A 22,555-nucleotide genomic window follows, 5' to 3' on the forward strand; every position below is an offset into this window, starting at 1 on the left:
GTCGACACCGCTGATCACACTCCATCGCACCTGGCGTGAGCACCTTCCTGCGGCGACGGCGGGCGTCCCCGAGGGGGTTGCTGCGGCGTCACGGAGCCAGGACTCTCGGCCGCTCTGGATGGTCAGCGTCGATCATGGCGGATCGGGCGGGGCGGGCGGGCACCGCGCCGCGGAGGTCCCACGGGCTGAGACCGGCGCCGGCCCGGGAGCGGCTGTCTGGACGCGGTGGTCGGTCGCCCGGGCGATCAGCCGGACGCGGACGGTGGAGAGAGCCGGTCGAGAAAGCGGCCGGTCAAGAGCACGGCCGGTCAAGAGCACGGCCGGTCAAGAGCACGGCCGGTCAAGAGCACGGCCGGTCGAGAAAGAGGTCTCGTGCCGAACAAGAAGGTCCAAACCGGCTTGTTCGACACCAGACCTCTTGCTCGCACGCCGAGGCTCACGTTCGTGTCGGGGCGAGGCGGCGGCGAGATGTGCGGCGTTCTCCGGTCCGCGGGCGGCTCACCCGTTGCGGGCGGTGAGCACCACGGGACCGTCCTCCGTCACGGCGACCGTGTGCTCGGAGTGTGCGCCGCGCGAGCCGTCCTTGCTACGAAGCGTCCAGCCGTCGTCGTCGGTGTAGAGCTCGTCCGTGCCGGACATGAACCACGGCTCGATCGCGATGACCAGTCCCGGACGCAGCGGCAGCCCCCGGTGCGGACGGCCGTCGTTGGGCACGTGCGGGTCGCCGTGCATCGTGCGGCCGACGCCGTGCCCGCCGAACTGGGTGTTGACCCGGTAGCCGTAGGAGGCGGCCACCCCGCCGATGCGGGCGGAGATGTCGCCGATCCTGTTGCCCACGACGGCGGTCTCGATCGCCGCGTCGAGGGCGGCCTCCGTGGCCTCGATGACCTTCAGGTCCTCCGGCCGCGGGCGGCCGACCACCACGCTGAGCGCGGAGTCCGCGACCCAGCCGTCGATGCTGGCCGCGAAGTCGACCGAGAGGAGGTCACCGTCCCGCAGCGCGTAGTCGTGGGGCAGCCCGTGGAGCACCGCGTCGTTGACCGAGGTGCACAGCACGTGGCCGAACGGGGAGGCGCCGAAGGAGGGGTGGTAGTCGATGTAGCAGGACTCGGCGCCACGCTCGCGGATCATGTCGTGAGCCAGGGCGTCGAGCTCGAGGAGGTTGACGCCGACGGTGGCCTTCTCCTTCAGGGCGGTCAGCACGTCGGCGACGAAGGAGCCGGCCGGGCGCATGGCCTCGATCTCGGCGGGGGTCTTGAGGTCGATCACGGCCCCAAGGCTAGGCCAGCGTCGCCCGTCCGAACTTGTGGGTCCGCGGCACACAGGAGCGCAGGGAGAATGTGGAGCGCGTGACGTGGCCCTGCGGGGAATGTCTTTCTAGCGTGTTTACATGGTTGAGCAGAAATGCGGCGGCGGACGGACGCACCGGCGAGCGCTCTCACGTCGGGCCTGACCGTGTCGATGCTGTCGGGCGTGCGGGTCCTGGAATTCACTCACTACATCGCCGGACCCTACTGCGGGCAGACACTGGCCGATCTCGGTGCGGAGGTCATCAAGGTCGAACCGCCTGCGGGCGAGGCGTCACGCTCGGCCGAACCGATGCATCGGGGCCGCAGCCTCTACTACGCCGCGATGAACCGCAACAAGCAGGCGGTGACCCTGAACCTCAAGCACGACGACTCCCGTGCCGTCGTGCGGGATCTCGTGGAGCGCTCCGACGTGGTGCTCACCAACTACGCGTACGGGGTCCCGGAGCGTCTCGGCCTGGACTACGAGACGCTGCGGGGCTACCGGGAGGACATCGTCGTCGCGCACATCACGGGGTTCGGGAGCACCGGCCCGCTGCGGGAGAAGGTCTCCTTCGACGGAATCGTGCAGTCCATGTCCGGCCTGGTGGACCTCACCGGATTTCCCGACGGCCCGCCGGTCAAGGCAGGCCTCTTCGTCTCCGACCACGTCGCCGCCCTCCACGCGACCATCGGGATCCTGGCCGCGCTCTACCGGCGACAGGTGACCGGGAGGGGCGAGTTCGTCGACGTGTCCCTGCTCGACTCGACGTTGTCGATGTTCGCCTACAACCCTTCCTACGTCTCGGCGATGGGCTCGGTGCCGTCACGCGGAGGGAATCGCAGCGCAAACGCCTTCGCGTCGGTCTTCCCCACGAAGGACGGCGGGTACGTCTACCTGGCCCCGATGTCGCCGGCGATGTGGGCGGGACTGATGCAGCTGATCGGCCGGAGCGAGTACGGCGAGCCGCATCACGAGTACGCCGACCCGGCGGCCCGGCTCCGTGACTACGACCAGCTCGAGGCCGCCATCAGCGAGTGGACCCGGCAGCACAGCAGTGCGGAGGTCCTGTCGCTGCTCGAGGAGCGGCGGATCGCCTGCGGACCGGTCCGGACGGTGGACGAGCTGTTCGACGACCCCCAGGTCCGCGAGCGCCAGATGCTCGCTGAGGTGGACTACGACGGGGTGACGGCGACCGTACCGGGCAGGGTCGTGAAGTTCACGAGCCAACGGCAGGTCGCGGCCCCTGCCCGGGACGTGGCGAAGACGGTGGGGGCGGACAACGAGGCGGTCTACAGCGCACTCGGCCTGCGCGACGCCGATCTCGCAGCCCTCCGGGACCGGCGCGTGATCTAAGAATGAATTCGTGCTTATGTTCCGCGCACACTCAACCTGCCCGGGGAATGGTGTTAACCGGGGACATGGTCAGCCATTTACCTGTGTCCTACGTTTGAGCCCATGGACAGGCTCGTTGCCCTGAGGCCAAAGGCGGACGCGGGGGCGGAAGACTTCATGGCCGAGTTTCTCGACCTGCTGACGCGAGAGGCTCGCGCCGTCGAGTTCGAGGGGCCGGTGATCTCCGCCAGGGCCGCCGGGCTGCCGCCCGAGGTGCTGGTCAAGATCGAGAGGGCGAAGAACCAGGCGCTGCGGGTGCGCGCCAGCCAGCGCCACCGGCGGCGCCGGGAGCGCGAGCTCTCTGCGCTGTTCGAGACCGTGCACGACCTGGCGGCGCTCAAGGACGTGGACGACGTGCTGGAGGCCATCGTCGCCCGGGTCCGCCAGCTGCTCGGCTCCGACGCCGCCTACCTGACCCTGCGTGACGCCGAGCACGACGTCGCCTACGAACGGGTGACCGACGGCATCCTGACGCCGGAGTTCCGGGCCATGCGGCTGCCGTCGGGCGAAGGCCTGGGGGGCGCCGTGGCGAGCAGCGGCTCGCCGCTGTGGACCGACGACTACTTCGCCGACCAGCGCTTCACGCACCCCGAGTCGGTGGACGCCGCCGTCCGCTCCGAGGGGCTGACCGCCATCCTCGGGGTGCCGATGCTCCTGGGCAGGCAGGTCATCGGCGTGCTCTACGCGGCCAACCGGTCGCCGCGTGCGTTCTCCCGCGACGACGTCAACCTGCTCGTCTCCCTCGCCGCGCACGCGTCGGTGGCGATCGACAACGCCCGGCTGCTCACCGAGACCCGCTCGGCCCTGGCCGACCTCAAGACGACCAGCACCCTGCTCGAGCACCACATCGGCGGCATCGAGAAGGCGTCGGACGCGCACGACCGGCTGGCCGACCTGGTGCTGCGCGGCGGCAGCGTGCACGACGTCGTCCACGAGATCCGGGAGGTGCTCGGCGGCCGGGTCCACGTGCTGGAGCCCGACGGGACCGAGCTCGCCGGAAGCCCCCGGTCGGCCCCGCTGACGCCCGAGCAGATCGACGAGGCGACCCGCTCGATCACCGAGAACCAGACCCTGGTGGACGCGGGCTGGTGCGCGACCCCGGTCCGTATCGGCACCGAGCCGAGTGCGGCGCTCGTGCTCGACCGCGAGAGCCCCGTGGACCACGTGACGCGCCGGATCCTCGAGCGCGCCGCGACGGTGACCGCGCTCCTGCTCCTGATCCGCCGCTCGGTCGCGGACACCGAGAGTCGGCTGAGAGGCGACCTGCTGGCCGAGCTCGTCATGAGCGACGGCACCGTCGACGAGGCACGGCACGACCGCGCGCGGCGGCTGGGCGTCGACCTGGATGCCGCGCACGTCGTCGTCGTGGCAGACCTGCAGGGTCAGCGCTCGCAGCTCCACCAGGCCGCCGAGCGCCTGGTGGCCGCCGAGCACGGACTGTCGACCGTGCTCGGGCGCCGCCTCGTGGTCCTGCTCCCCGGCACCGACCCGCGCGCGGCCGGGAAGCTCGTGGCGCGGGCCCTCGCCCCCGTCGCCAAGGACGTGACCGTCGGCGTCGCCGGACCGGTGAGCGGCACCGAGGAGCTGGTGCGAGGCCACGGCGAGGCCTCGCGCTGCGTCGAGGTGCTGCTGGCCCTCGGCCGGGGCGGTGACGTCTCCACCGTCGCCGACCTCGGGTTCGCCGGGCTGCTGCTCGGTGGGGCCATGAAGGTGGACGAGTTCGTCGGCGAGCAGCTCGGCCCGGTACTGGAGTACGACAGGAAACGGGGGACCAAGCTCGTCCGCACCCTGCAGACCTACTTCGCCCGCGGGCAGCACGTCGCCCAGGCCGCCGCGGACCTGCACGTCCACCCCAACACCGTCGGCCAACGGCTCGAACGGATCACCCGGCTCCTCGGACCGTCCTGGAACGAGCCCGAGCGTCAGCTGGAGATCCGCCTGGCGCTGGCGCTGGCACCCCTGCTGGATCGGTCCCGATCGGCAGACGGACGATGACCGAGGAGCAGCAGATGGACATCTTCGCCCTGCCCGCCGAGGGCGCCGACGTGGTCACGCTGACCTGGCCGACCCCGCAGCCTCGCGGCCACGAGGTGCTCCTGGAGGTCAGGCAGACCGGCGTCTGCCACACCGACATGCACCTGCGGGAGGGCGGCTACGACCTGGGCAGCCGGGGCTTCCTGCGCATGTCGACCCGCGGGGTCACCTTCCCGCTCGTGGCCGGGCACGAGATCCTCGGCGAGGTCGTCGCCGTCGGCCCGGACGTCGCGACCGTGCGCCGGGGCGACGTGCGGCTCGTCTACCCGTGGCTGGGGTGCGGCGAGTGCGGGCACTGCCGGGTCGGCCGGGAGAACTACTGCGCCGACGGGCAGATGCTGGGGATCCAGCGGTTCGGCGGCTTCGCGCGGCAGGTCCACGTGCCGCACGAGCGCTACCTGCTGGACACCACCGGCCTCGACGAGCCCTGGGCGGCCACCCTGGCGTGCTCGGGACTGACCTCCTACTCCGCCGTCAGCAAGGTGATGCCCCTGGACCCGGAGGACTGGGTCGCCGTCATCGGCACGGGTGGCGTCGGTCTAATGGCCGTCGCTGTGCTCAGGGCGCTGGACCACCGCGCGATCGCGGTGATCGACGTCAACGACGACCGGCTCGCGCTGGCCATGGGCATGGGCGCCCGGATCGCGATCAACTCCTCCGCCGGCCTCGGGTCCGCAGACGTGGTGACCCGGCTCGGCGGCCCGTTGATCGCCGCGGTCGACTTCGTCAACAGCGGCCAGACCGCCGACCTGGCGTTCGGTGCGCTGGCCAAGGGCGGGACGCTGGTCAGCGTCGGGCTCTTCGGCGGGGAGGTCACGATCCCGACCGCCCTGGTGGCCATCAAGTGCCTGACCATCCGGGGAAGTTTCGTCGGCACGCTCGCCGAGCTGGAGGAGCTGATCGCGCTCGCCCGACGGGGCGGCCTGCCGCAGACCCCGGTGATCGGCGGCGAGCTCGGGGCCGATGCCCTCAACGCCGCCCTGGACGCCCTGGCCGCCGGCACCGTCCGGGGACGGATCGTCCTGTCCCAGCCTGGCGCGCCCACGCCGGCGTCCGTCGGCCGCCACGCCCGGGACCAGAGCCCGACGACCGGAGAGGTGTGACATGACGCTCGACCGCGAGTTCACGATGACGATCTGTGGCGAGCCCGCCCGGGGAGACCTGGAGCCCCTCCTGGTGGTCGACCCGGCGACCGAGCAGGTGATCGCATCGGCTCCCCGGGCCGGCCGCGGCCAGCTCGACCTGGCCGTGCAGGGCGCCCGTGACGCCCAGCCGGCGTGGGCCGCGACACCGGTGGCGGAACGCAAGAACGTCGTCCGGCAGCTGGCCGGCCGGATCACCGAGCACGCGGACGAGCTGGCGACGCTGCTCACCCAGGAGCAGGGCAAGCCGCGCACCAACGCCCGGACCGAGGTCGTGCGCGCCGCCCAGTGGATCCGGTCGCTCGCGGATCTCGAGATCGACGACGTCGTGGTGGTCGACGACGCCGACAGGGTGGTCACCGTCCGGCGCGTCCCGCTGGGCGTGGTAGGGGCCATCGTGCCGTGGAACTTCCCGGTGAGCCTGGCGCTGTGGAAGGTGGGTCCCGCGCTGCTGACGGGCAACACGATCGTCCTCAAGCCCTCGCCCAACACCCCGCTGACCGGGTTGGTGCTCGGCGAGCTGGCTCGGGACGTCGTGCCTGCCGGCGCGCTGAGCGTGGTCACGGGCGGGGACGAGCTCGGCCCGTGGATGACCGCCCATCCCGGGATCGACAAGATCGCCTTCACCGGCTCCACCGAGACCGGCAAGCGGGTGATGGCCTCGGCCGCGCAGCACCTAGCCCGGGTGACCCTGGAGCTGGGCGGGAACGATCCCGCCATCGTCATGCCCGACGTGGACGTGGCCGCGACGGCGGAGAAGCTGTTCTGGGCCTGTTTCAACAACTCCTCCCAGTACTGCCTCGCCACGAAACGGCTGTACGTCCACGACGAGATCTTCGAGGAGTTCGCGCACCACCTCGCCAGGGTCGCCGCGGACGTGAGGATCGGCAACGGCATGGACGAGGGGGTCCAGCTCGGCCCGCTGCAGAACCGCCGGCAGTACGAGGTGGTGCAGGACTTCATCGCCGAGTCCCGGGAGCGTGGCGACGAGTTCCTCGTCGAGGTCCCCGTCGACCACGACGCCGGCTACTTCGTCGGCCCGGTCGTCGTGGGGCGGCCGCCCGAGGACTCCCGGCTGGTCACCGAGGAGCCGTTCGGCCCTATCGTGCCCATGCTGTCCTTCACCGACGTCGATGACGTGGTGGCCCGCGCCAACGACAGCCGCTACGGCCTCGGCGCGTCGGTGTGGAGCGCGGACTACGCCCGTGCGGAGGAGATCGCCCGGCGCCTCGGCTCCGGGGTGGTCTGGGTCAACGAGGTGCAGGTGCTGTCTCCGTTCTTCCCGATGGGCGGCCACCGTCAGTCGGGGATCGGCCGGGAGAACGGGGTCGAGGGGCTGCTGGAGTACACCAACACGCAGTCCCTCTCGGTCCGCAAGGGACCGGCCTCGGCGCCGCGGCAGGCGGCGGCGCGCGCCGCGCTCAGGTGAGGCGCCCGGCTCACCGCCGCCTGACCGTGGTGTCGAGCCGCCAGCGGCCGTCGAAGACCGGCTCGACCCTGTCGACGTAGGCCTGCCTGGCGGCCATCGCGTCCGTGGCGAGGTTGACGGCGGCGGCCCGGCCCTCGTTGTCCAGCGCCGCCTGCAGGCTCTGCGTGGCGGCCTGGTTGAGCATCGCCTTGGTCTGCGCGAGAGCGACCGGTGGCCCGGCCACGAGCTGGCTGGCCAGGTCGTCGACGAACCGGTCGATCTCCTCCGCCGGCCGGACCCAGGTGACCAGTCCGATCCGGAGGGCCTCGTCCGCGTCGATGATCTCGGCCAGCAGGGCCAGGCGTTTGGCCTGCAGCAGCCCCATTGTGCGCGGCAGCAGCCAGGTGCCCCCGAAGTCCGGGGACAGGCCGCGCCGGGCAAAGATCTGCGAGAACCTTGCGTCCGGGGTGCAGACGACGAAGTCCGCGGCGATGGCGAGGTTGCAGCCGGCTCCGACCGCCACGCCGGACACCTGGGCGATCACGGGCTTGGGCAGGTCGATGAGGAGCGCCGCCGTGGCGGCGAGCCACCGCATGCGGTCCACCGGGTGGCCCGCGCGCCGCGGGCTTCCGACGTCCGCACCGGAGCAGAAGTCACCGCCGGCGCCGGTCAGCACGACGGCGCGGACGCGCGCGTCCTCGCCGGCGTCCGCCAGCTGGTCGTGCAGGAGCTGGATCGTCGCGTCGTCCAGCGCGTTCTTGCGGTGCGGTCGGTTGATCGTCAGCGTCAGCACGGCGTCCGTGCGGGTGACGAGCAGGGTCTCCTCAGGCACCGCTTCCTCCGTCAGGGATGAATCGGCGCACCGTCTCGGCGACGCACGCCGGCCGGGTGCCGCCGTCGACCCACACGGTCAGGCGGACGACGGCCTGGGTCGCTCCGCCGGAGCCGGGTTCGGCCGAGACCAGCTCCACGTCGGCGCGGATGCGTGAGCCGACCGGGACCGGGGCCGGAAAGCGGACACGGTCGAGCCCGTAGTTCACGGCGGCAGTCACGCCCCGCACCTCGTAGACCTGCGCGGCCAGCATCGGCAGCAGCGAGAGCAGGAGGTAGCCGGGCGCCACCGGACCTCCGTAGGGGCCGGACGCGGCACGCTCGCGGTCGACGTGGATCCACTGCCGGTCCCCGGTGACGTCGGCGAAGGCGTCGACCATGCCCTGGTCGACGGTCACCCAGCCGCTGAGCCCGAGGTGCTCTCCGGTGGCCGTCACCAGATCGCCGACGGAGGTGAAGGTCCTCATCAGATGTGTCGGCCGCCGGAGACCTCGAGCACCGTACCGGTCATGTAACTCGACAGGTCGCTCGCCAGGAACACCACGACGCTGGCGACCTCGTCGACCTCCCCGGGCCGGCCCATCGGTATCTCGGCGATCTTTGCCTCCTTCACGTGCTCCGGCATGGCGTCGGTCATGGCGGTCCTGATGTACCCGGGCTGGATCGCGTTGACCCGCACGTTCCGGAACGCCACCTCCTTCGAGGCGGCCTTCGTCAGGCCGACGATCCCCGCCTTCGCGGCTGAGTAGTTGGTCTGGCCCACCATGCCGACCTTGCCGGAGATCGAGGAGACGTTGACGATCGAGCCGCCGCCGCGCTCCCGCATCCGCGCCGCCGCCGCTCGGGTGCCCAGCCAGCAGCCCCTGAGGTGCACCGCGACGACGTCGTCGAAGTCCTGCTCGGTCATCCTCCGCATGGTGGCGTCGCGGGTCATGCCGGCGTTGTTGACCATGATGTCGACCGGCCCGAACGCGTCCTCGGCGGCGTCGAGGGCGGCTTCGACGTCGGCCGCCGCCCGGACGTCGCAGCCGACGGCGCAGGCCACCTCCGCACCGCCGAGCTTCTCGACCGCGGCGGCCGCACCGAGCCTGTTGAGATCCGCCACGACCACCGTGGCACCCTCGCGGACGAATGCCTGCGCGATCGCCAGGCCGATGCCCTGGGCGGCGCCCGTGACGACAGCCACCCTGCCCTCCAGCAGTCCCATGTCAGTCCTTCTCCTGGTCGCTCGAGCGGGCCCGCCGGTGCTCGTCGCGGCGGTGGATCCAGTCCCGGGCGGTGCCCCACACGCCCTTGCGGAACAGAAGGATGATCAGGACGAACACCGCGCCGGAGATGATCCCGATGCCGTCGAAGCCGGACGAGGCGAGGTAGTCCTCGAGGATGACGATGAGGATGGCTCCGACCACGCCGCCCCAGAGAGTGCCGATGCCGCCGAGGACGGTGAGCAGCACGATCTTCCCCGAGGTCGTCCAGTTGACCTCCTGGAGCGAGACGAAGCCGTGGCTGACGGCGAACAGGCCGCCGGCCAGCCCGGCGAGACCGGCCGAGAGGACGAAGACGATCACCCGATATCTCTCGACGTCGTAACCGAGGGAGCGAGCCCGCGCGGGATTGTCCCGGGTGGCGACCAGCACCTTCCCGAACGGCGAGTGCACGATCCGCCAGGCGATCCACATGCCGAGGGCGATGACCGGCAGGGCGGCGTAGTAGAAGTAGAACGGGTCGGTCTCGACGGCACTGATCCCGAAGAAGTGCTTCGGGACCCCCTGCAGACCGTTCTCCCCGCCGGTGACGTCGCGCCACTGGTTGGTGAGGAAGAAGAGCATCTGGGCGAACGCCAGCGTGACCATCGCGAAGTAGATCCCGGAGCGTCGCACCGACAGGTAGCCGATGGGCAGCGCCAGCAGCATGGCGACGACGGCGCCGGCGAGCACCGCCACCGGGAACGGTGCGCCGACACTCAGCGAGATCAGGCCGGTGGCGTACGCGGAGCCGCCCCAGAAGGCCGCGTGACCGAACGACAGCAGCCCGCCGTAGCCGAGCAGCAGGTCGAGGGCGACCGCGGCCAACGCCCAGCACGCGATGTCGAAGGCGACCGGCGGGTACACGAACCACGGCAGAGCCAGGGCCACGACCAGCGCCGAGGCGAGGAACGCCCATCTGCGGCCGTTGCGGCCGGCCCTCATCTGCCGGTGCTCATAGACGGTGTCGACCTCGAGCTGCGTGTCGGCGGTCATGAAGCCTCCTCCCTGCCGAACAGGCCCGCGGGCCGCACCAGCACCACGAGGGCCATCAGGACGAAGATCAGGATCTGGGCGAAGGTGGGGGCGTAGGCCTGCCCGAACGCCTCCACCAGGCCCACGAGGAACCCGGCGACCACGGCTCCGACGATGGAACCCAGGCCGCCGATCACGACCACGGCGAAGAGGATGATCGCGAAGCTGGTACCCATGTCCGCGGTGACCGCCCGGAACGGTGCCGCGAGCACCCCGGCGAGACCGGCCAGCGCAATGCCGAACCCGAACACCGGGGTGACCCACCGGCTGACGTCGATCCCCAGGGCCCGGGTCAGCTCCGACCTCTCGGTGGCGGCACGCACAATCGTCCCCACGCGGGTGCGGGTCATCACCAGCCACACCGCAAGGCACACCAGGACGGAGAAGGCCAGCACGAACACCTGGTAGATCGGCAGCCGCACGTCGAGCACCGAGATCTGACCGCGGAGGATCTCCGGCGGGGTGTAGGGCAGTCCCGAGACGCCGTAGCGGCGCTTGACGAGGTCGACCAGCACCAAGGACAGCCCGAACGTGAGCAAGAAGTTGTACAGCGGGTCGAGGGCGACCAGCCACCTGACCAGCAGCCGCTCCACCACCACGCCGAATAGGAACATCAGGAGCGGGACCACGAGCAGAGCCAGCCAGAAGCTCAGGCCCACGACGTCGAGCAGCACGGCCGCGGCGACCGCGCCGAGCATGTAGCAGGCACCGTGGGCGAAGTTCACCACGCCGAGCACTCCGAAGATCACCGCAAGACCCAGGGCCGCCAGGGCGTAGAAGCTGCCCGCGGCCAACCCCTGCACCGCGTACTGCGCGATCGCGTTCATTCGTCCCTCCCGTGGAAGCTGGCCGCGCCGTCGTCGGTCCGTCAGCCGGCCATGTCGCAGCCCGCGGCCTGGGCCTCCTCGACGGTCCGGAACGCCTCCTCGGCGGGGATGGTCTCGACGATGTCCACGTAGTCCCACTCCTCCGTGACCTCGTCCGCGCCCTTGACCTCGGCCAGGTAGACGTCATGGATGACTCGGTGGTCCTCGGCGCGGATCTTGCCGTTGCGCAGGAACATGTCGTCGATCTCCTTGCCCTCGAGGTGGCCGACGATGGTGTCGGCGTCGTCGGTGGCCTCGGCCTGCACCGCCTCGAGGTACTGGAGGGCCGCGGAATAGTCACCGGCCTGTCCGGAGGAGGGCCGCGCACCGGTCACCTCCTCGAACCGGTCCGCCCACTCGCGGGTCTCCTCGTCGAGGTTCCAGTACCAGGGCTCGGTGTAGATCACGTTCTCGAACTTGTCGACGCCCAGGGAGTGGATGTCGTAGAGGAACATGAGCCCGACGGCGAGAGTCGTGTCGCCGTTCTGCAGCCCTGCCTCGTTGTACTGCTTGACCAGGTTCACCAGGTCGCCGCCCGCGTGCATCGTCCCGATGACGTCGGCGTCGGTGCTCGCGGCCTTCGTCAGGAAGGTGGCGAAGTTGTCGTTCGGGAACGGGGTGGCGATGTGTCCGCTCACGGTGCCCCCGGCGTCCTCGATCGCCTGGGTGAACGACTTGTCCATGTCCTGGCCGAACGCGTAGTCGGGATAGATGATCTGCCAGTTCTTGCCGCCGTTCCTGGTCACCGTGGTGCCGGTGCCCTTGGCGAGCATCGCGGTGTCGTAGGACCAGTGGAAGGTGTACTTGTTGCACTGGGCGCCGGTCAGCTCGGTCGTGCCGGCTCCGACGTTGATGAACAGCTTCTTCTTGCTCTCCGCCTGGGTGGCCACCGCCAGGGCCGCGGACGACGTCGGCACGTCGATGATGACGTCGGCCTGCCGCCGGTCGTAGAGCTCCTGGGCCTGCGTGTTGGCGACGTCCGGCTTGTTCTGGTGGTCCGCGCTGACCACGGAGATGTCCTCGACGACGGCGTCGTCGCCGTACTTGGCCTTGAAGTCCTCCACCGCCATCTCGGCGGCCTTGACCGCGTTGGGACCGGCGACGTCCTTGTAGACGCCGGTGGCGTCGTTCAGGACCGCGATGACGACCTTGTCGTCGGTGAACGACGCCTCGCCGCTCGCCGGTCCCGCGGCGCCGCAGGCGGTGAGCACCATGGCACCGCCGGCGAGCAGTGCCGGGCCGACCAGGATTTTGCTGTTCATGGAGGACTCCCTTATCGCTTCGTGAACTTGTCTGTTGACGTGGTGGGCGCTCGCACGGTTCTGGGTCGGGGTTCGATCGGTCACAGTCCGAGATAGGTCAAGAGCTCTCCCTGGCGGCGGTGGAACTCCTCGGAGCCCAGGCTCTCCACCAGCCTTCCCTCCGCCAGGACGTAGTGACGGTCGGCGACGGTGGCGGCGAACTTCACGTTCTGCTCCACGAGCAGGACGGTCCGGCCCTGCGCCTTGACCTTCAGGAGGATCTCCCGGATCTGCTGGACGACGACGGGGGCCAACCCCTCCGTCGGCTCGTCGAGGAGAAGCAGCCGGGCGCCGGTGCGGAGCACGCGGGCGATGGCGAGCATCTGCTGCTCGCCGCCGGAGAGCGTGGCGCCGCCTGCCCGCCGGCGGTCGGCCAGCGCGGGAAAGGCGTCGTAGACGCGCGCCAGGGGCCAGGCCTCGTCGGAGACGACGGGGGGCAGCAGGAGGTTCTCCTCCACGGTGAGGCTGGAGTAGATGCCGCGGTCGTCCTGCACCCACCCCATGCCCAGGCGCGCTCGCCGGTGCGGGGCCTGCTGGGAGATCTCCTCGCCGTCGAGCAGGATGGAGCCCTCGAGGTGGCGGTGGAGGCCGACAAGGCTGCGGAGCAGCGTGGTCTTGCCGGCGCCGTTGCGGCCGACGAGGGTGACGACCTCACCCTCGCGGACCGTCAGGGTGACCCCGTGGAGAGCCTGCGCCTCGCCGTAGTAGGCCCGTAGGTCGCGCACCTCAAGCATGGCTCTCCACCCCGAGGTAGGCCGCGATCACGCGCTCGTCGTTGCGTACCTGCTCGTAGGTGCCATGCGTGAGCACCCGGCCGGCCTGCATGACGGTCACCTGGTGCGCCAGCGACCCGACGACGTGCATGTTGTGGTCGACGAGCACCACGGTGCGGTCCGCCGAGATCCGACGGACCAGCTCGATCGTGCGGTCCACGTCCTCGAGGCCCATCCCGGCGGTCGGCTCGTCCAGCAGCATGACGCCGGGGTCGAGCGCCAGCACCAGCGCCATCTCGAGGGCCCGCTTCTGCCCGTAGGACAGCGTCGCGGAGCGGCGGTCAGCCTGCCGGGCGAGCCCGACCTCCTCGAGCAGCTCGTCGGCGCGCGGCCGGTAGACGCGCATGACACGGTCCGAGCGCCAGAACCGGAGCCCGCCGCTGCCGCGCCGCCCCTGCAGGGCCAGCTCGACGTGCTCCCGGGGGGTGAGGTTCTCGAAGAGGCTGGTGATCTGGAACGACCGGGCCACCCCCTTGCGTGCGATGCGGTCGGGCTCCTGCCCGGTGATGTCTTCGCCCGCCACACGGATGGTGCCGGAGGTCGGCCTGATGAATCCGGTCAGCAGGTTGAACAGGGTCGTCTTGCCGGCACCGTTAGGACCTACCAGCGCGTGTATCTCTCCGCCGGCGACGTCAAGGTCCACATTGTTGACCGCAGTGAATCCGCGAAAGCTCTTGGTGAGCCCCCGCGTCGAGAGCGCCATCGGTGCGGCGCCGCTGGGCAGTTCTCCGGGCATGTCAGAAACCGTAGGGAGGTGTCGTCGGGCGACCAATGTCCGGGCGGTCATAAAACGGCCGTTCGGCATGTGTGACCGTCCACTGCCCGCACAGCGCCGGTGATGTCTCGTCAATTGATGCATTTCTCGCCATGGCATGCGGGACATGCCGGTCGGCGAGGTTGTGTCCGGTGGCCCATTGGCCGGCATTTGCGCCTCTCGTACGGTCGGAAATCCCATCTCCCCGTCATTTCCAGGAGGACACGGTGTCCAGATCAGTGGCGCGAGCCCTAGCCGTCCTAGCGTCGGCGACGTTGATCACCACGCTGGCGCCGGCGGTCGTCGCAGCCGGCTCGACCAGCGACACCGAGGGCGCCTCGGTGGCACTGAGCTGTGCAGAGCTCGCCGGCTACCGCGTGCCCGCCGAGCAGATCGAGCCGCCGACCAACGGCGCGGTCGTCACCTCCGCCATACCGCTGGCCGGCACCGGAGGGCCCTACTGCCGTGCCACGGGGACCATCGCACCGGTCGACCCGACGGCCCCGGACATCAGGTTCCAGATCGACCTGCCCGTCACGTGGGTCGGCAAGGCGATGATGCTCGGGGGCGGGGGCTACAACGGCACAATCCCGCGGACCGACGGGCAGGTCGTGGCCGGGCCGACCGCCGGTGCGACGCCCCTGTCCAGGGGCTACGCGACCTTCGCCAGCGACTCGGGCCACCAGGCGGGCACCGCGGGCAGCCGGGACGGTTCGTTCGCCCGCAACGACGAGGCCCTGCGCAACTTCGCCGGGGATGCCCTGAAGAAGACGCACGACACGGCGATGCAGGTCATACGGGCGCACTACGGGACGGAACCCGAGCTCACCTACTTCGCCGGGGGGTCGACCGGTGGGCGTGAGGCACTGCTCGCCGTCAGCGCCTGGCCCGAGGACTTCGAGGGGGCGATCGTGCTGTTCCCGGCCTGGAACGCTGCCTCGCTCAACCTCAAGGCGGGCCAGATGACCCGGCAGCTGGCTGAGCCCGGCGCCTACCCGAACCGCCAGAAGCGTGGCGCGCTGCTCGCCGCCTCGCTGCAGACCTGCGACGGCCTCGACGGCGTGAAGGACGGTCTGATCAGCAACCTCACCGCCTGTGACGACGAGTTCGACCCGATGAAGGCGCGGGTGGGTGACGAGAGGTTGCGCTGCCCGGGTGGCAAGGACACCGGCGACCACTGCCTGTCCGACCAGCAGATCGCCACGTTCGAGGCGATGGACAGCCCGCTGACGCTGCCGTACCGGCTGGCCAGCGGGGAGCGGGGCTACCCCGGTTTCACCACGTGGGGCACCGACTTCGGGGTCCCGTCACCGCACCCGCTGCAGCCGATCGTTCTCGATCTGGCCTGGGGCACCAAGCAGCCCAGCCACCCGATGCCTCCGGTCAACGCGGTGTTCGACAATCCTCCCTACGCCGCGACCTTCTGGGACGAGTGGGCCAGGCACTTCGTCACCCGTGACCCGGCGTTCAACTCCCTGAGCCTGGACCCGCGGCGTCCGGGGATCTGGCAGTCGCGGATCGTGGAGCTGACCGGCGTCCAGGACGCGAACGAGACCGACCTGTCCGCCTTCGCCGACCGGGGCGGCAAGATCGTGATGGCGCACGGCGCCCACGACGCGCTGGTGAGCAACCGGGCGACCCAGCAGTACGTGCAGCGGCTCGAGGACGAGATGGGCGCCGAGGCCGTGCACGACTTCCTCCGCTACTACGAGATCCCCGGCTACGGTCACGCGCTGAGCACCCAGTTCAACGCCGAGTGGGACTCCCTGACCGCGCTCGAGGGCTGGGTCGAGCGCGGCGACGAACCGACCGGCCAGGTCGTGACGGACAACGTCGGCGTGGTGGGCGGCCGCACCCGCCCGCTGTGCGAGTTCCCTTCCTGGCCGAAGTACGTGGGTGGCGACGTCGACCTCGCCACCAGCTTCACGTGCTCCACCAGCTGATGACCCCTCGCGAGCCGTCCCGAGAGCCCCAAGACCGGAGAGTCCCATGCCCGACGCCGTCGTCGTCGCCACCGCCCGGTCCCCCATCGGACGCGCCCACAAGGGATCTCTGAAGGACGCGAGACCCGACGACCTGGCCGCGCAGATGGTGCGCGCCCTGCTGGCCAAGGTCCCCGCGCTCGACCCTCGCTCGATCGACGACCTGATTCTGGGCTGCGCCCGCCCCGAGGGGGAGGCGGGGTTCAACATGGCCCGCGTGGTCGCCGTGCTGGCGGACCTGGACGACGTGCCGGGCACCACGGTGAACCGCTTCTGCTCCTCCAGCGTGCAGACGTCCCGCATGGCCATGCACGCCGTCCGGGCGGGCGAGGGCGACGCTTTCCTCTCGGTGGGCGTCGAGGCGGTGAGCCGCTACGGCCGAGTGGCGGCGGCTGGCCCCGAGGCACTGGAGAACCCTGCCTTCGCCGCTGCCCGGGCCCGGACGGAGCGGATCGCCGCCGGAGGGCAGGACTGGTCGGAGCCGCGGGAGGAGGGGTGGCTGCCCGACATCTACATCTCGATGGGCCAGACCGCGGAGAACGTGGCCCGGTTCAGGGACGTCAGCCGGGCCGACCAGGACGCCTACGCGGTGCGGAGTCAGCACCGCGCGGAGGCGGCCGGCGCCGACGGCTTCTGGGCTCGCGAGATCACTCCGGTGACCCTGCCTGACGAAACGGTGGTCGAGACCGACGACAGCCCCCGGGCCGGCGTGACGATCGAGGCCGTGTCCGCGCTCCCGCCCGTGTTCCGGCCCGGAGGCACCGTGACGGCGGGGAACAGTTGCCCGCTCAACGACGGCGCGGCGGCCGTGCTGATCATGTCCGACACGAAGGCTTCAGAGCTCCGACTCACGCCGCTCGCCCGCATCGTCAGCACGGGGGTGTCCGCGCTCTCCCCGGAGATCATGGGGCTGGGCCCCGTGGAAGCCAGCCGGCGCGCGCTGCGGCAGGCCGGCCTCACGATGCGGGACATCGACCTGGTTGAGATCAACGAGGCCTTCGCGGCGCAGGTCATCGCCTCCGCCCGCGAGCTCGGCGTCGACGAGGACCGTCTCAACGTCAACGGGGGAGCGATCGCTCTCGGTCACCCGTTCGGGATGACCGGGGCGCGGATGACGACCACGCTGATCAACTCGCTCGAGCGCCACGACAAGCAGCTCGGGCTCCTCACGATGTGCGTCGGCGGTGGACAGGGCATGGCGCTGGTCCTGGAACGGCTGTAGGACGACGCCCGGCGCGCCGGCTGCGATGCCGCCCTCCGTTCCCCTGTGCGGTCCCGGCGTCGGCGCGATGCTTGTCAGGGCACGTGGACCACAGGAGAGGGGACGGCCGATGACCGGGAAGAAGAAGGGCTGGAAGGACCTGACCCCCGCGCAGCGCCGGGCGGTGGGGCTGCTGGGCGCCGTCGAGGCGGCCCTGGCGATCGCGGCCTGGACCGACCTTGCGCGGCGCCCGGCCGAGCTGGTGAGGGGGTCGAAGATCGCCTGGGCCGCGATCATCGCGGTCAACTTCGTCGGGCCCCTCGTGTACTTCGCCCGCGGGCGCGTCCGGACCTAGACCGTGCGGGTGCGACAGGTCCGGCGCGGCCGCCTCGTCCTGGACGTCCGCGACGAGGGCCCGGTGGACGGCGGGACCGTGCTGCTGCTGCACGGCTTCCCGCAGGACGGATCGTGCTGGGGGGCGGTGGTGCCTGCCCTGCACGCCGAGGGCCTGCGCACGCTCGCGCCGGACCAGCGCGGCTACTCCCCCGGGGCCCGCCCGCTCGAGCGCGCGGCGTACCGGCTGGAGTGGCTGGTCGACGACGCGCTGGCCGTGCTCGACGCCTCCGGCGTGGACCGGGCGCACGTGGTCGGGCACGACTGGGGCGGGGGCGTCGCCTGGGCGGCGGCGGCCCTCCACCCGGAGCGGGTCGCCTCCCTCACGGCCGTCTCGACCCCGCACCCCCGCGCGCTGGCCCGGGCGATGGCGAACCCCGCCCAGGCGGTGCGCACCTGGTACCTCGGCCTGTTCCAGCTCCCGCGACTGCCCGAGGCGCTGCTCTCGCGGCGGCTGGTGACGTTGCTGACCGCGTCCGGCCTGCCCGCCGCGTGGGCGGAGCACTACGCCGGCCGGATGCGGGAGCCCGGTGCGCTGCGCGCGGCCCTGAACTGGTACCGCGCGCTGCCGCTGACCCACCTGCGCCCGCCGGGGGACGTCGCGGTGCCCACGACGTACCTGTGGGGCTCGGCCGACCCGGCCCTCCGGCGCGGGGCGGCCCGCCGGACCGGCGACCACGTCGACGCCTCCTACCGGTTCGTGGAGCTCACGGCCGGGCACTGGCTGCCCGAGACCGAGCCGGACGAGATCGCCGGCGCGATCCTCGACCAGGTGACCGCCACGGGCGATGGTGCAGCCGCCTGACGGGGCGGACGCCGCCGGCTGACGGGCGGACGCGGCCTGCCGGGGGAAAGCATGCGCCGGCCCACGGGGTCGCAGCCGCGGCCCGCTGACGGGCGGACGCGACCGGCCGGGGAAGGACCGCCCGCCCGCTCCCGGAGGGGCCCGCCCGCGCGTACCCTCCGTGTCATGGTCACGCGCAGCAACGCCGAGCAGGTCGGCGACGAGCGGCTCCGGGACGCGACCGGACGCTCCCGCGTGGAGTGGTACGCGCTGCTCGACGACGCAGGGGCGCAGGAGTGGGACCACACCCGCATCGCCCGGTGGCTGGGCGGGGAGCACGACGTCGACGGCTGGTGGGCGCAGAGCGTCACGGTCGGCTACGAGCAGTCCCGCGGGCTGCGCGCGCCGGGCCAGCGCAGCGACGGCTCCTGGGAGGCGGGCGCCACCAAGACGCTCTACACCACGCGCGGGGCGCTCTGGCCGCACCTGGCCGACGACGAGCTGCGGCGGGACTGGCTCGACGTCGACTGGGAGATGGTGGGCGGCACGGAGCCGCGGTCGCTGCGCCTGACGGCCGCCGACGGCTCACGGATCAGCCTCGTGGTCGACGAGCTGCCGCCCGGGCGGGACGGGCGGCCGAAGGTCCGCCTCTCCGCCCAGCACGTCCGCCTGCCCGACGCCGAGGCGGTCGGAGAGACGAAGAAGTTCTGGCGCGACGCCCTGGCCGCGCTGGCCGCCATCGTCAACGGCTGAGCCGCGACCGCGGCGCCCTCACGTGGAAACGATGCCCGCATCCCGAGATTCCAGAACCGCTTCCGCACCAAGTCCATACCAACGCTTTACGGTAGAGGCATGGCCGAGGTCGAGATCACCACGCCCCGTGGGGTCACCCTCGCGGGAACCTTCGAACCCGGCGCCGGGACGACGGCGGTGCTCTTCGCGCACGGCTTCCTCTCCGACCGCCACTCCTCGCTGCGCTTCGACATCCTCGCCTCCGCCTACCGGACCGCCGGGCACGCGACCCTGCAGATCGACTTCTCGGGCTGCGGCGCGAGCGGGGACGACGTCGTCACGGTCGCGGGCGAGGTCGAGGACCTGCGCTCGGCGTCGGCCTGGCTGACGGAGCAGGGCTACCCCGTCCAGGTGATCCACGCGCACTCCTTCGGCACCCTCGCCGCGCTGCGCGCCCAGCCGGCCGACGTCGTCACGATGGTGCTGACCGGGCCGCTCACCGGGCCGATGTCCTACCCGTGGGAGGAGATCTTCTCCGCGGGCCAGCTCGACGATCTGGAGGTGCGCGGCTTCACCCTCATCCCGGACGACAACGAGGCCGCGGCCCGGCAGTTCTCCGTCATCTCGAGGCAGACGCTCGCCGACTACTCCCTGATCAACCAGGCCGAGCTCCTCGGCGCGGTCCGGGTGCCGGTGCTCCTCGTCCACGGGAGCGAGGACGAGGAGGCCACCGAGCTGGTCGACCTCAGCCGCGAGGGCCTGCCGCTCCTGCCCCCGGGTTCGCGCCTGGAGGTCATCGACGGCGCCGGGCACGGGATGAGGTCGCGCATCGACGCCGTCGCCGAGCTGGCGCTGGCCTGGGTCGACCAGCACCTGACCGCCTACAGCCGCTGAGCACGGGCCCAGGGGCACCGTCTCGGTCCCGGCACCGTCTCGGTCCCGGCACCGTCTCGGTCCCGGCACCGGCACAACCGCCGGCGCCGACCTCAGACGGTCGCCACGGCCCCCTGCCCCGCGGCGACCGCCCCCGGCCCGGCGGCCCCGTCGTCGTACCGGCGCTGCCAGGCCCCCTCCACGCTGGCGCGGACGAACCCCATGCGCTCGTTGATGGCCAGCATGTGGTGGTTCTCCCCGGCGTTCCAGGTGTGGATCCGGCGCGCCTCGGGCTGGACCCCGACGAGCAGCTGCAGGTTCGCGGCCTTGACGAGCAGGCCGAGCCGCCGTCCGCGGTGCTCGCCGTGGACGAGCGTGTTGTGCTGGAAGACGACGTCGCGGCGGCCCTGCGGCAGCACCATCTGGGTGAACGCCACGAGCTCGCCGTCCGGCACGTGCTCGACGGCGCTGAGCACGTAGCGGCGCCCCTCGCGCGCGAGGTCCTCGTCCGCGTCCCGGACCCGCTGCGCGTCCCAGACCTCCTCCCGGAAGTCGAGGCCCCCCAGAGGCACGTCGACGCTCATCCGGCGCTGCAGCTCGGCGAGGGCGTCCAGCCAGCGCTCCGGGGTGCGGTCGCACCACTGCACGACCCGGTAGTCGGGGCCGGCGGCGGCCTGCGCGTCGGCCCGCCAGGCGGCCACCGCGGCCGGGTCCACGGGCAGGTGCAGCGTGGACTGCCGCTCGCCCTGCTCGAGGGTGAAGCCGTGCGAGCGGGCGAAGCGGGCGGCGGCGTCGCGGGCGGGGATGCGGCCGACGCCGGTGGGCGCCACCACCGCCTGCTCGCCCTCGGCCGCCTCGGCCGCGTGCGAGGTCCAGGTGGTCACGGCGCTCCGGCCGGCGGCGCGGAGGCGCTCCTCAGCGGAACGCCACAGGGCGGTGCCGACGCCCTGGCGCCGGGCGGACGGCCGGACGACGACCTCCACCTCGGCGAGGTGGCGGTTGTCGGTGCGTGGGAGCGCGAGCCAGGCGTAGCCGAGGACGTGGCGGACGTCCGGCCGCGAGGCGGCTCCGGCGTCGTCCCGGACGGCGACGAGGAGCGTCTTCGTCGCGTGCCGCTGCTCGGCGAGGTCGGCGACGAGGGTGGCCGGCGGGTCGGCGAAGTCGTCGTGGCCGAGGGGGTCGAGCATGGCCTCCGCGAAGATCTCGTGCCACGCCAGGACGGCGGGCGACGGCGGCGCGTCGGCGGCCGGCGGCCTCGGCACCTCGACGATCCGGACCTCTTCCATGCGGCGAGGATCGCACCGCCGCGGCGGCCCGCACCACGTTTTTCCCGCCACCCGGGGGCCCGGGCCGCGTCACGGGTCAGGGAGATTCCCGCCCCCGGCCCGCCGCGTGACGTCTCAGGAGGGGCCGACCGGCCGCAGCCGGACCACCAGCCCGCGGTGGTCGCTGTCGCCGCGGTCGACGATCCGGCCGGCGGTCACCTCGTACCGCTCGGCGTCGACGAGGACGTGGTCGATGGCCGTGCCGAGGAGGGCGGGCAGCTGCGCCGGCCAGGTGGCCAGGCCGCCGACGCCGGCCTCCACCGCGCCGTCGGCGCAGCGCCCCAGGTCCTGCATCGGCCCGTGGTCCAGGGTGGTGTTGAGGTCGCCCGCCAGGATCATCCCGTCGGGCCCGCGGCTGCCGCACAGCTCCATGACGGCCTCGATGTCGACCAGCCACTGGGCGTGGGTGTCCCGCAGGGGCGGCATGGCGTGGACGCCCACCAGCACCGGCCCGACGCCGGACGCCGGCTCAGCGCGCACGGCTCCGCGCTCGGTGGCGGGGCCCGTGACCTGCACGTACTCGCCGAGCGTGGTCGAGACGAGCAGCGCGGTGGAGCCGGTGTCCCCGATGCCCTCCGGCCCGCCGGTGGCCATGAACACCTGGAACGTCTCGTCCTCGCCCGCTAGCCGGGACGCGACGTCCTGGGCGAGCTCGGCCGAGGTCTCGCTCAGCACGAGGACGTCCGCACCGGTGTCCTCCGCCGTCGTGGCCAGGTCGCCCGCGCCGGTGCGCCCCTCCCGGGTGTTGTAGGCGACGAGGGTGAGGGTGCCGTCGCCCGGGTCGGCGGGGCGCAGGCCGCGGTCCGCGGCGAGCTCGGCGGGGTTGGACAGGCCGCGATCCACCAGCACCCAGCCGTGCGCCCCGGCGACGACGGCGAGCACGACCCCCAGCAGCAGGGTCCGGGTCCCGCCGTGGAACCACCTGCGTCGGACCGCGCCGACCACCAGCACGACAGCCGCGACGACGGCGAAAGCGACCGCGAGCAGGGCCCGTAGTGCGAACAGCTGCGCGAGGGGGTACGTCGTGGTGAGCCCGGCCCAGTCGGGATTCACGCGGGCGAGCCACTCGGGGTTGAGCGTGAGCACCGCGGCCGCGCCCAGCACCAGGACGAGGACCCACCCGATCACGCGCACGCGGTCATTGAAGCATCGAGGCGCGTCGGCTCCGGGACGAACGGGCGCCGGCGGGGCACCC

At 71.9% G+C, this 22,555-nt stretch carries 21 protein-coding genes and 1 riboswitch; of the genes, 10 read left to right on the forward strand and 11 right to left on the reverse strand.

From position 1 onward, the window contains the following. Positions 1-18: 18 nt before the first annotated feature. Positions 19-125: riboswitch (SAM riboswitch) on the reverse strand. Positions 126-498: 373 nt separating this feature from the next. Continuing rightward, positions 499-1,269 carry a type I methionyl aminopeptidase gene (gene map, locus KZX45_RS06725; RefSeq protein WP_248256953.1) on the reverse strand — a complete coding sequence of 257 codons (771 nt, stop codon included), beginning with the start codon at positions 1,267-1,269 and terminating at the stop codon, positions 499-501. Positions 1,270-1,473: 204 nt separating this feature from the next. Between map and KZX45_RS06730 the strand changes: the two genes are divergently transcribed. From KZX45_RS06730 to KZX45_RS06745, 4 genes are all read left to right on the forward strand, one after another. Next, entirely contained in the window at positions 1,474-2,643 is a 1,170-nt protein-coding gene (locus tag KZX45_RS06730) for a CoA transferase (RefSeq protein ID WP_248256954.1), read from the forward strand. 102 nt (positions 2,644-2,745) lie between these two features. Next, positions 2,746-4,677, forward strand: a complete 1,932-nt coding sequence (locus KZX45_RS06735) for a GAF domain-containing protein (RefSeq protein ID WP_248256955.1) — start codon at positions 2,746-2,748, stop codon at positions 4,675-4,677. Further along, positions 4,674-5,819, forward strand: coding sequence for an alcohol dehydrogenase (locus KZX45_RS06740; RefSeq protein ID WP_248256956.1), 1,146 nt, complete (start codon positions 4,674-4,676; stop codon positions 5,817-5,819). The genes KZX45_RS06735 and KZX45_RS06740 overlap by 4 nt, the downstream gene beginning before the upstream one ends. A 1-nt stretch (position 5,820) precedes the next feature. After that, on the forward strand, positions 5,821-7,287 hold the full coding sequence (locus tag KZX45_RS06745) for an aldehyde dehydrogenase family protein (RefSeq protein WP_248256957.1): 1,467 nt from the start codon (positions 5,821-5,823) through the stop codon (positions 7,285-7,287). A 10-nt stretch (positions 7,288-7,297) separates the two neighbouring features. On the opposite strand, the gene KZX45_RS06750 is transcribed toward KZX45_RS06745, so the two are convergent. The 8 genes from KZX45_RS06750 to KZX45_RS06785 all read right to left on the reverse strand — a co-directional run bounded on the left by KZX45_RS06750 (position 7,298) and on the right by KZX45_RS06785 (position 14,052). After that, on the reverse strand, positions 7,298-8,098 hold the full coding sequence (locus KZX45_RS06750) for an enoyl-CoA hydratase/isomerase family protein (RefSeq protein WP_248256958.1): 801 nt from the start codon (positions 8,096-8,098) through the stop codon (positions 7,298-7,300). Continuing rightward, complete coding sequence (locus KZX45_RS06755; RefSeq protein WP_248256959.1) at positions 8,091-8,564, reverse strand: MaoC family dehydratase; 474 nt, start codon at positions 8,562-8,564, stop codon at positions 8,091-8,093. The genes KZX45_RS06750 and KZX45_RS06755 overlap by 8 nt, the downstream gene beginning before the upstream one ends. After that, complete coding sequence (fabG, locus tag KZX45_RS06760; RefSeq protein ID WP_248256960.1) at positions 8,564-9,304, reverse strand: 3-oxoacyl-ACP reductase FabG; 741 nt, start codon at positions 9,302-9,304, stop codon at positions 8,564-8,566. Before fabG ends, KZX45_RS06755 begins: the two co-directional genes overlap by 1 nt. A gap of 1 nt (position 9,305) precedes the next feature. Continuing rightward, positions 9,306-10,337: a branched-chain amino acid ABC transporter permease gene (locus KZX45_RS06765; RefSeq protein ID WP_248256961.1), complete on the reverse strand. Its 1,032-nt coding sequence runs from the start codon at positions 10,335-10,337 to the stop codon at positions 9,306-9,308. Next, positions 10,334-11,203 carry a branched-chain amino acid ABC transporter permease gene (locus tag KZX45_RS06770; RefSeq protein WP_248256962.1) on the reverse strand — a complete coding sequence of 290 codons (870 nt, stop codon included), beginning with the start codon at positions 11,201-11,203 and terminating at the stop codon, positions 10,334-10,336. Before KZX45_RS06770 ends, KZX45_RS06765 begins: the two co-directional genes overlap by 4 nt. Before the next feature lie 41 nt (positions 11,204-11,244). Then, positions 11,245-12,504, reverse strand: coding sequence for an ABC transporter substrate-binding protein (locus KZX45_RS06775; protein ID WP_248256963.1), 1,260 nt, complete (start codon positions 12,502-12,504; stop codon positions 11,245-11,247). A gap of 80 nt (positions 12,505-12,584) precedes the next feature. Continuing rightward, positions 12,585-13,277, reverse strand: coding sequence for an ABC transporter ATP-binding protein (locus KZX45_RS06780; protein ID WP_248256964.1), 693 nt, complete (start codon positions 13,275-13,277; stop codon positions 12,585-12,587). Continuing rightward, a complete protein-coding gene (locus tag KZX45_RS06785; RefSeq protein ID WP_248256965.1) occupies positions 13,270-14,052 on the reverse strand; it encodes an ABC transporter ATP-binding protein in 783 nt (260 codons plus the stop codon). Before KZX45_RS06785 ends, KZX45_RS06780 begins: the two co-directional genes overlap by 8 nt. Before the next feature lie 293 nt (positions 14,053-14,345). On the opposite strand from KZX45_RS06785, the gene KZX45_RS06790 reads away from it, so the two are divergent. The 6 genes from KZX45_RS06790 (at position 14,346) to KZX45_RS06815 (ending at position 20,056) form a co-directional block, all read left to right on the forward strand. Further along, positions 14,346-16,013: a tannase/feruloyl esterase family alpha/beta hydrolase gene (locus KZX45_RS06790; RefSeq protein WP_248256966.1), complete on the forward strand. Its 1,668-nt coding sequence runs from the start codon at positions 14,346-14,348 to the stop codon at positions 16,011-16,013. Between the two features lie 46 nt (positions 16,014-16,059). Then, a complete protein-coding gene (locus tag KZX45_RS06795; RefSeq protein ID WP_248256967.1) occupies positions 16,060-17,274 on the forward strand; it encodes an acetyl-CoA C-acetyltransferase in 1,215 nt (404 codons plus the stop codon). A gap of 109 nt (positions 17,275-17,383) precedes the next feature. Continuing rightward, positions 17,384-17,608 carry a PLDc N-terminal domain-containing protein gene (locus tag KZX45_RS06800; RefSeq protein ID WP_248256968.1) on the forward strand — a complete coding sequence of 75 codons (225 nt, stop codon included), beginning with the start codon at positions 17,384-17,386 and terminating at the stop codon, positions 17,606-17,608. A 9-nt stretch (positions 17,609-17,617) separates the two neighbouring features. Continuing rightward, positions 17,618-18,451: an alpha/beta fold hydrolase gene (locus KZX45_RS06805; protein ID WP_248256969.1), complete on the forward strand. Its 834-nt coding sequence runs from the start codon at positions 17,618-17,620 to the stop codon at positions 18,449-18,451. 165 nt (positions 18,452-18,616) lie between these two features. Further along, complete coding sequence (locus KZX45_RS06810; protein WP_248256970.1) at positions 18,617-19,183, forward strand: hypothetical protein; 567 nt, start codon at positions 18,617-18,619, stop codon at positions 19,181-19,183. A 99-nt stretch (positions 19,184-19,282) separates the two neighbouring features. Then, complete coding sequence (locus tag KZX45_RS06815; RefSeq protein ID WP_248256971.1) at positions 19,283-20,056, forward strand: S9 family peptidase; 774 nt, start codon at positions 19,283-19,285, stop codon at positions 20,054-20,056. A gap of 92 nt (positions 20,057-20,148) precedes the next feature. Here the strand turns inward: KZX45_RS06815 and KZX45_RS06820 are convergent, their stop codons facing one another. Both KZX45_RS06820 and KZX45_RS06825 read right to left on the reverse strand, forming a co-directional pair. Further along, entirely contained in the window at positions 20,149-21,321 is a 1,173-nt protein-coding gene (locus KZX45_RS06820) for a GNAT family N-acetyltransferase (protein ID WP_248256972.1), read from the reverse strand. Between the two features lie 114 nt (positions 21,322-21,435). Then, entirely contained in the window at positions 21,436-22,494 is a 1,059-nt protein-coding gene (locus KZX45_RS06825) for an endonuclease/exonuclease/phosphatase family protein (protein WP_248256973.1), read from the reverse strand. Positions 22,495-22,555: the final 61 nt, after the last annotated feature.

Origin of the sequence: Georgenia sp. EYE_87, assembly GCF_023148685.1 — a bacterium.
Taxonomy (GTDB): domain Bacteria; phylum Actinomycetota; class Actinomycetes; order Actinomycetales; family Actinomycetaceae; genus Georgenia.

Excerpts from the sequence above, each read along its gene's own strand:
- KZX45_RS06800 (WP_248256968.1), top strand. The coding sequence starts at position 17,384 with ATGACCGGGAAGAAGAAGGGCTGGAAGGACCTGACCCCCGCGCAGCGC.
- KZX45_RS06735 (WP_248256955.1), top strand. The coding sequence starts at position 2,746 with ATGGACAGGCTCGTTGCCCTGAGGCCAAAGGCGGACGCGGGGGCGGAA.
- KZX45_RS06740 (WP_248256956.1), top strand. The coding sequence starts at position 4,674 with ATGACCGAGGAGCAGCAGATGGACATCTTCGCCCTGCCCGCCGAGGGC.
- KZX45_RS06780 (WP_248256964.1), bottom strand. The coding sequence starts at position 13,277 with ATGCTTGAGGTGCGCGACCTACGGGCCTACTACGGCGAGGCGCAGGCT.
- KZX45_RS06815 (WP_248256971.1), top strand. The coding sequence starts at position 19,283 with ATGGCCGAGGTCGAGATCACCACGCCCCGTGGGGTCACCCTCGCGGGA.
- KZX45_RS06810 (WP_248256970.1), top strand. The coding sequence starts at position 18,617 with ATGGTCACGCGCAGCAACGCCGAGCAGGTCGGCGACGAGCGGCTCCGG.
- KZX45_RS06755 (WP_248256959.1), bottom strand. The coding sequence starts at position 8,564 with ATGAGGACCTTCACCTCCGTCGGCGATCTGGTGACGGCCACCGGAGAG.
- KZX45_RS06770 (WP_248256962.1), bottom strand. The coding sequence starts at position 11,203 with ATGAACGCGATCGCGCAGTACGCGGTGCAGGGGTTGGCCGCGGGCAGC.
- fabG (WP_248256960.1), bottom strand. The coding sequence starts at position 9,304 with ATGGGACTGCTGGAGGGCAGGGTGGCTGTCGTCACGGGCGCCGCCCAG.
- KZX45_RS06775 (WP_248256963.1), bottom strand. The coding sequence starts at position 12,504 with ATGAACAGCAAAATCCTGGTCGGCCCGGCACTGCTCGCCGGCGGTGCC.
- KZX45_RS06765 (WP_248256961.1), bottom strand. The coding sequence starts at position 10,337 with ATGACCGCCGACACGCAGCTCGAGGTCGACACCGTCTATGAGCACCGG.
- KZX45_RS06820 (WP_248256972.1), bottom strand. The coding sequence starts at position 21,321 with ATGGAAGAGGTCCGGATCGTCGAGGTGCCGAGGCCGCCGGCCGCCGAC.
- KZX45_RS06745 (WP_248256957.1), top strand. The coding sequence starts at position 5,821 with ATGACGCTCGACCGCGAGTTCACGATGACGATCTGTGGCGAGCCCGCC.
- KZX45_RS06785 (WP_248256965.1), bottom strand. The coding sequence starts at position 14,052 with ATGCCCGGAGAACTGCCCAGCGGCGCCGCACCGATGGCGCTCTCGACG.
- KZX45_RS06795 (WP_248256967.1), top strand. The coding sequence starts at position 16,060 with ATGCCCGACGCCGTCGTCGTCGCCACCGCCCGGTCCCCCATCGGACGC.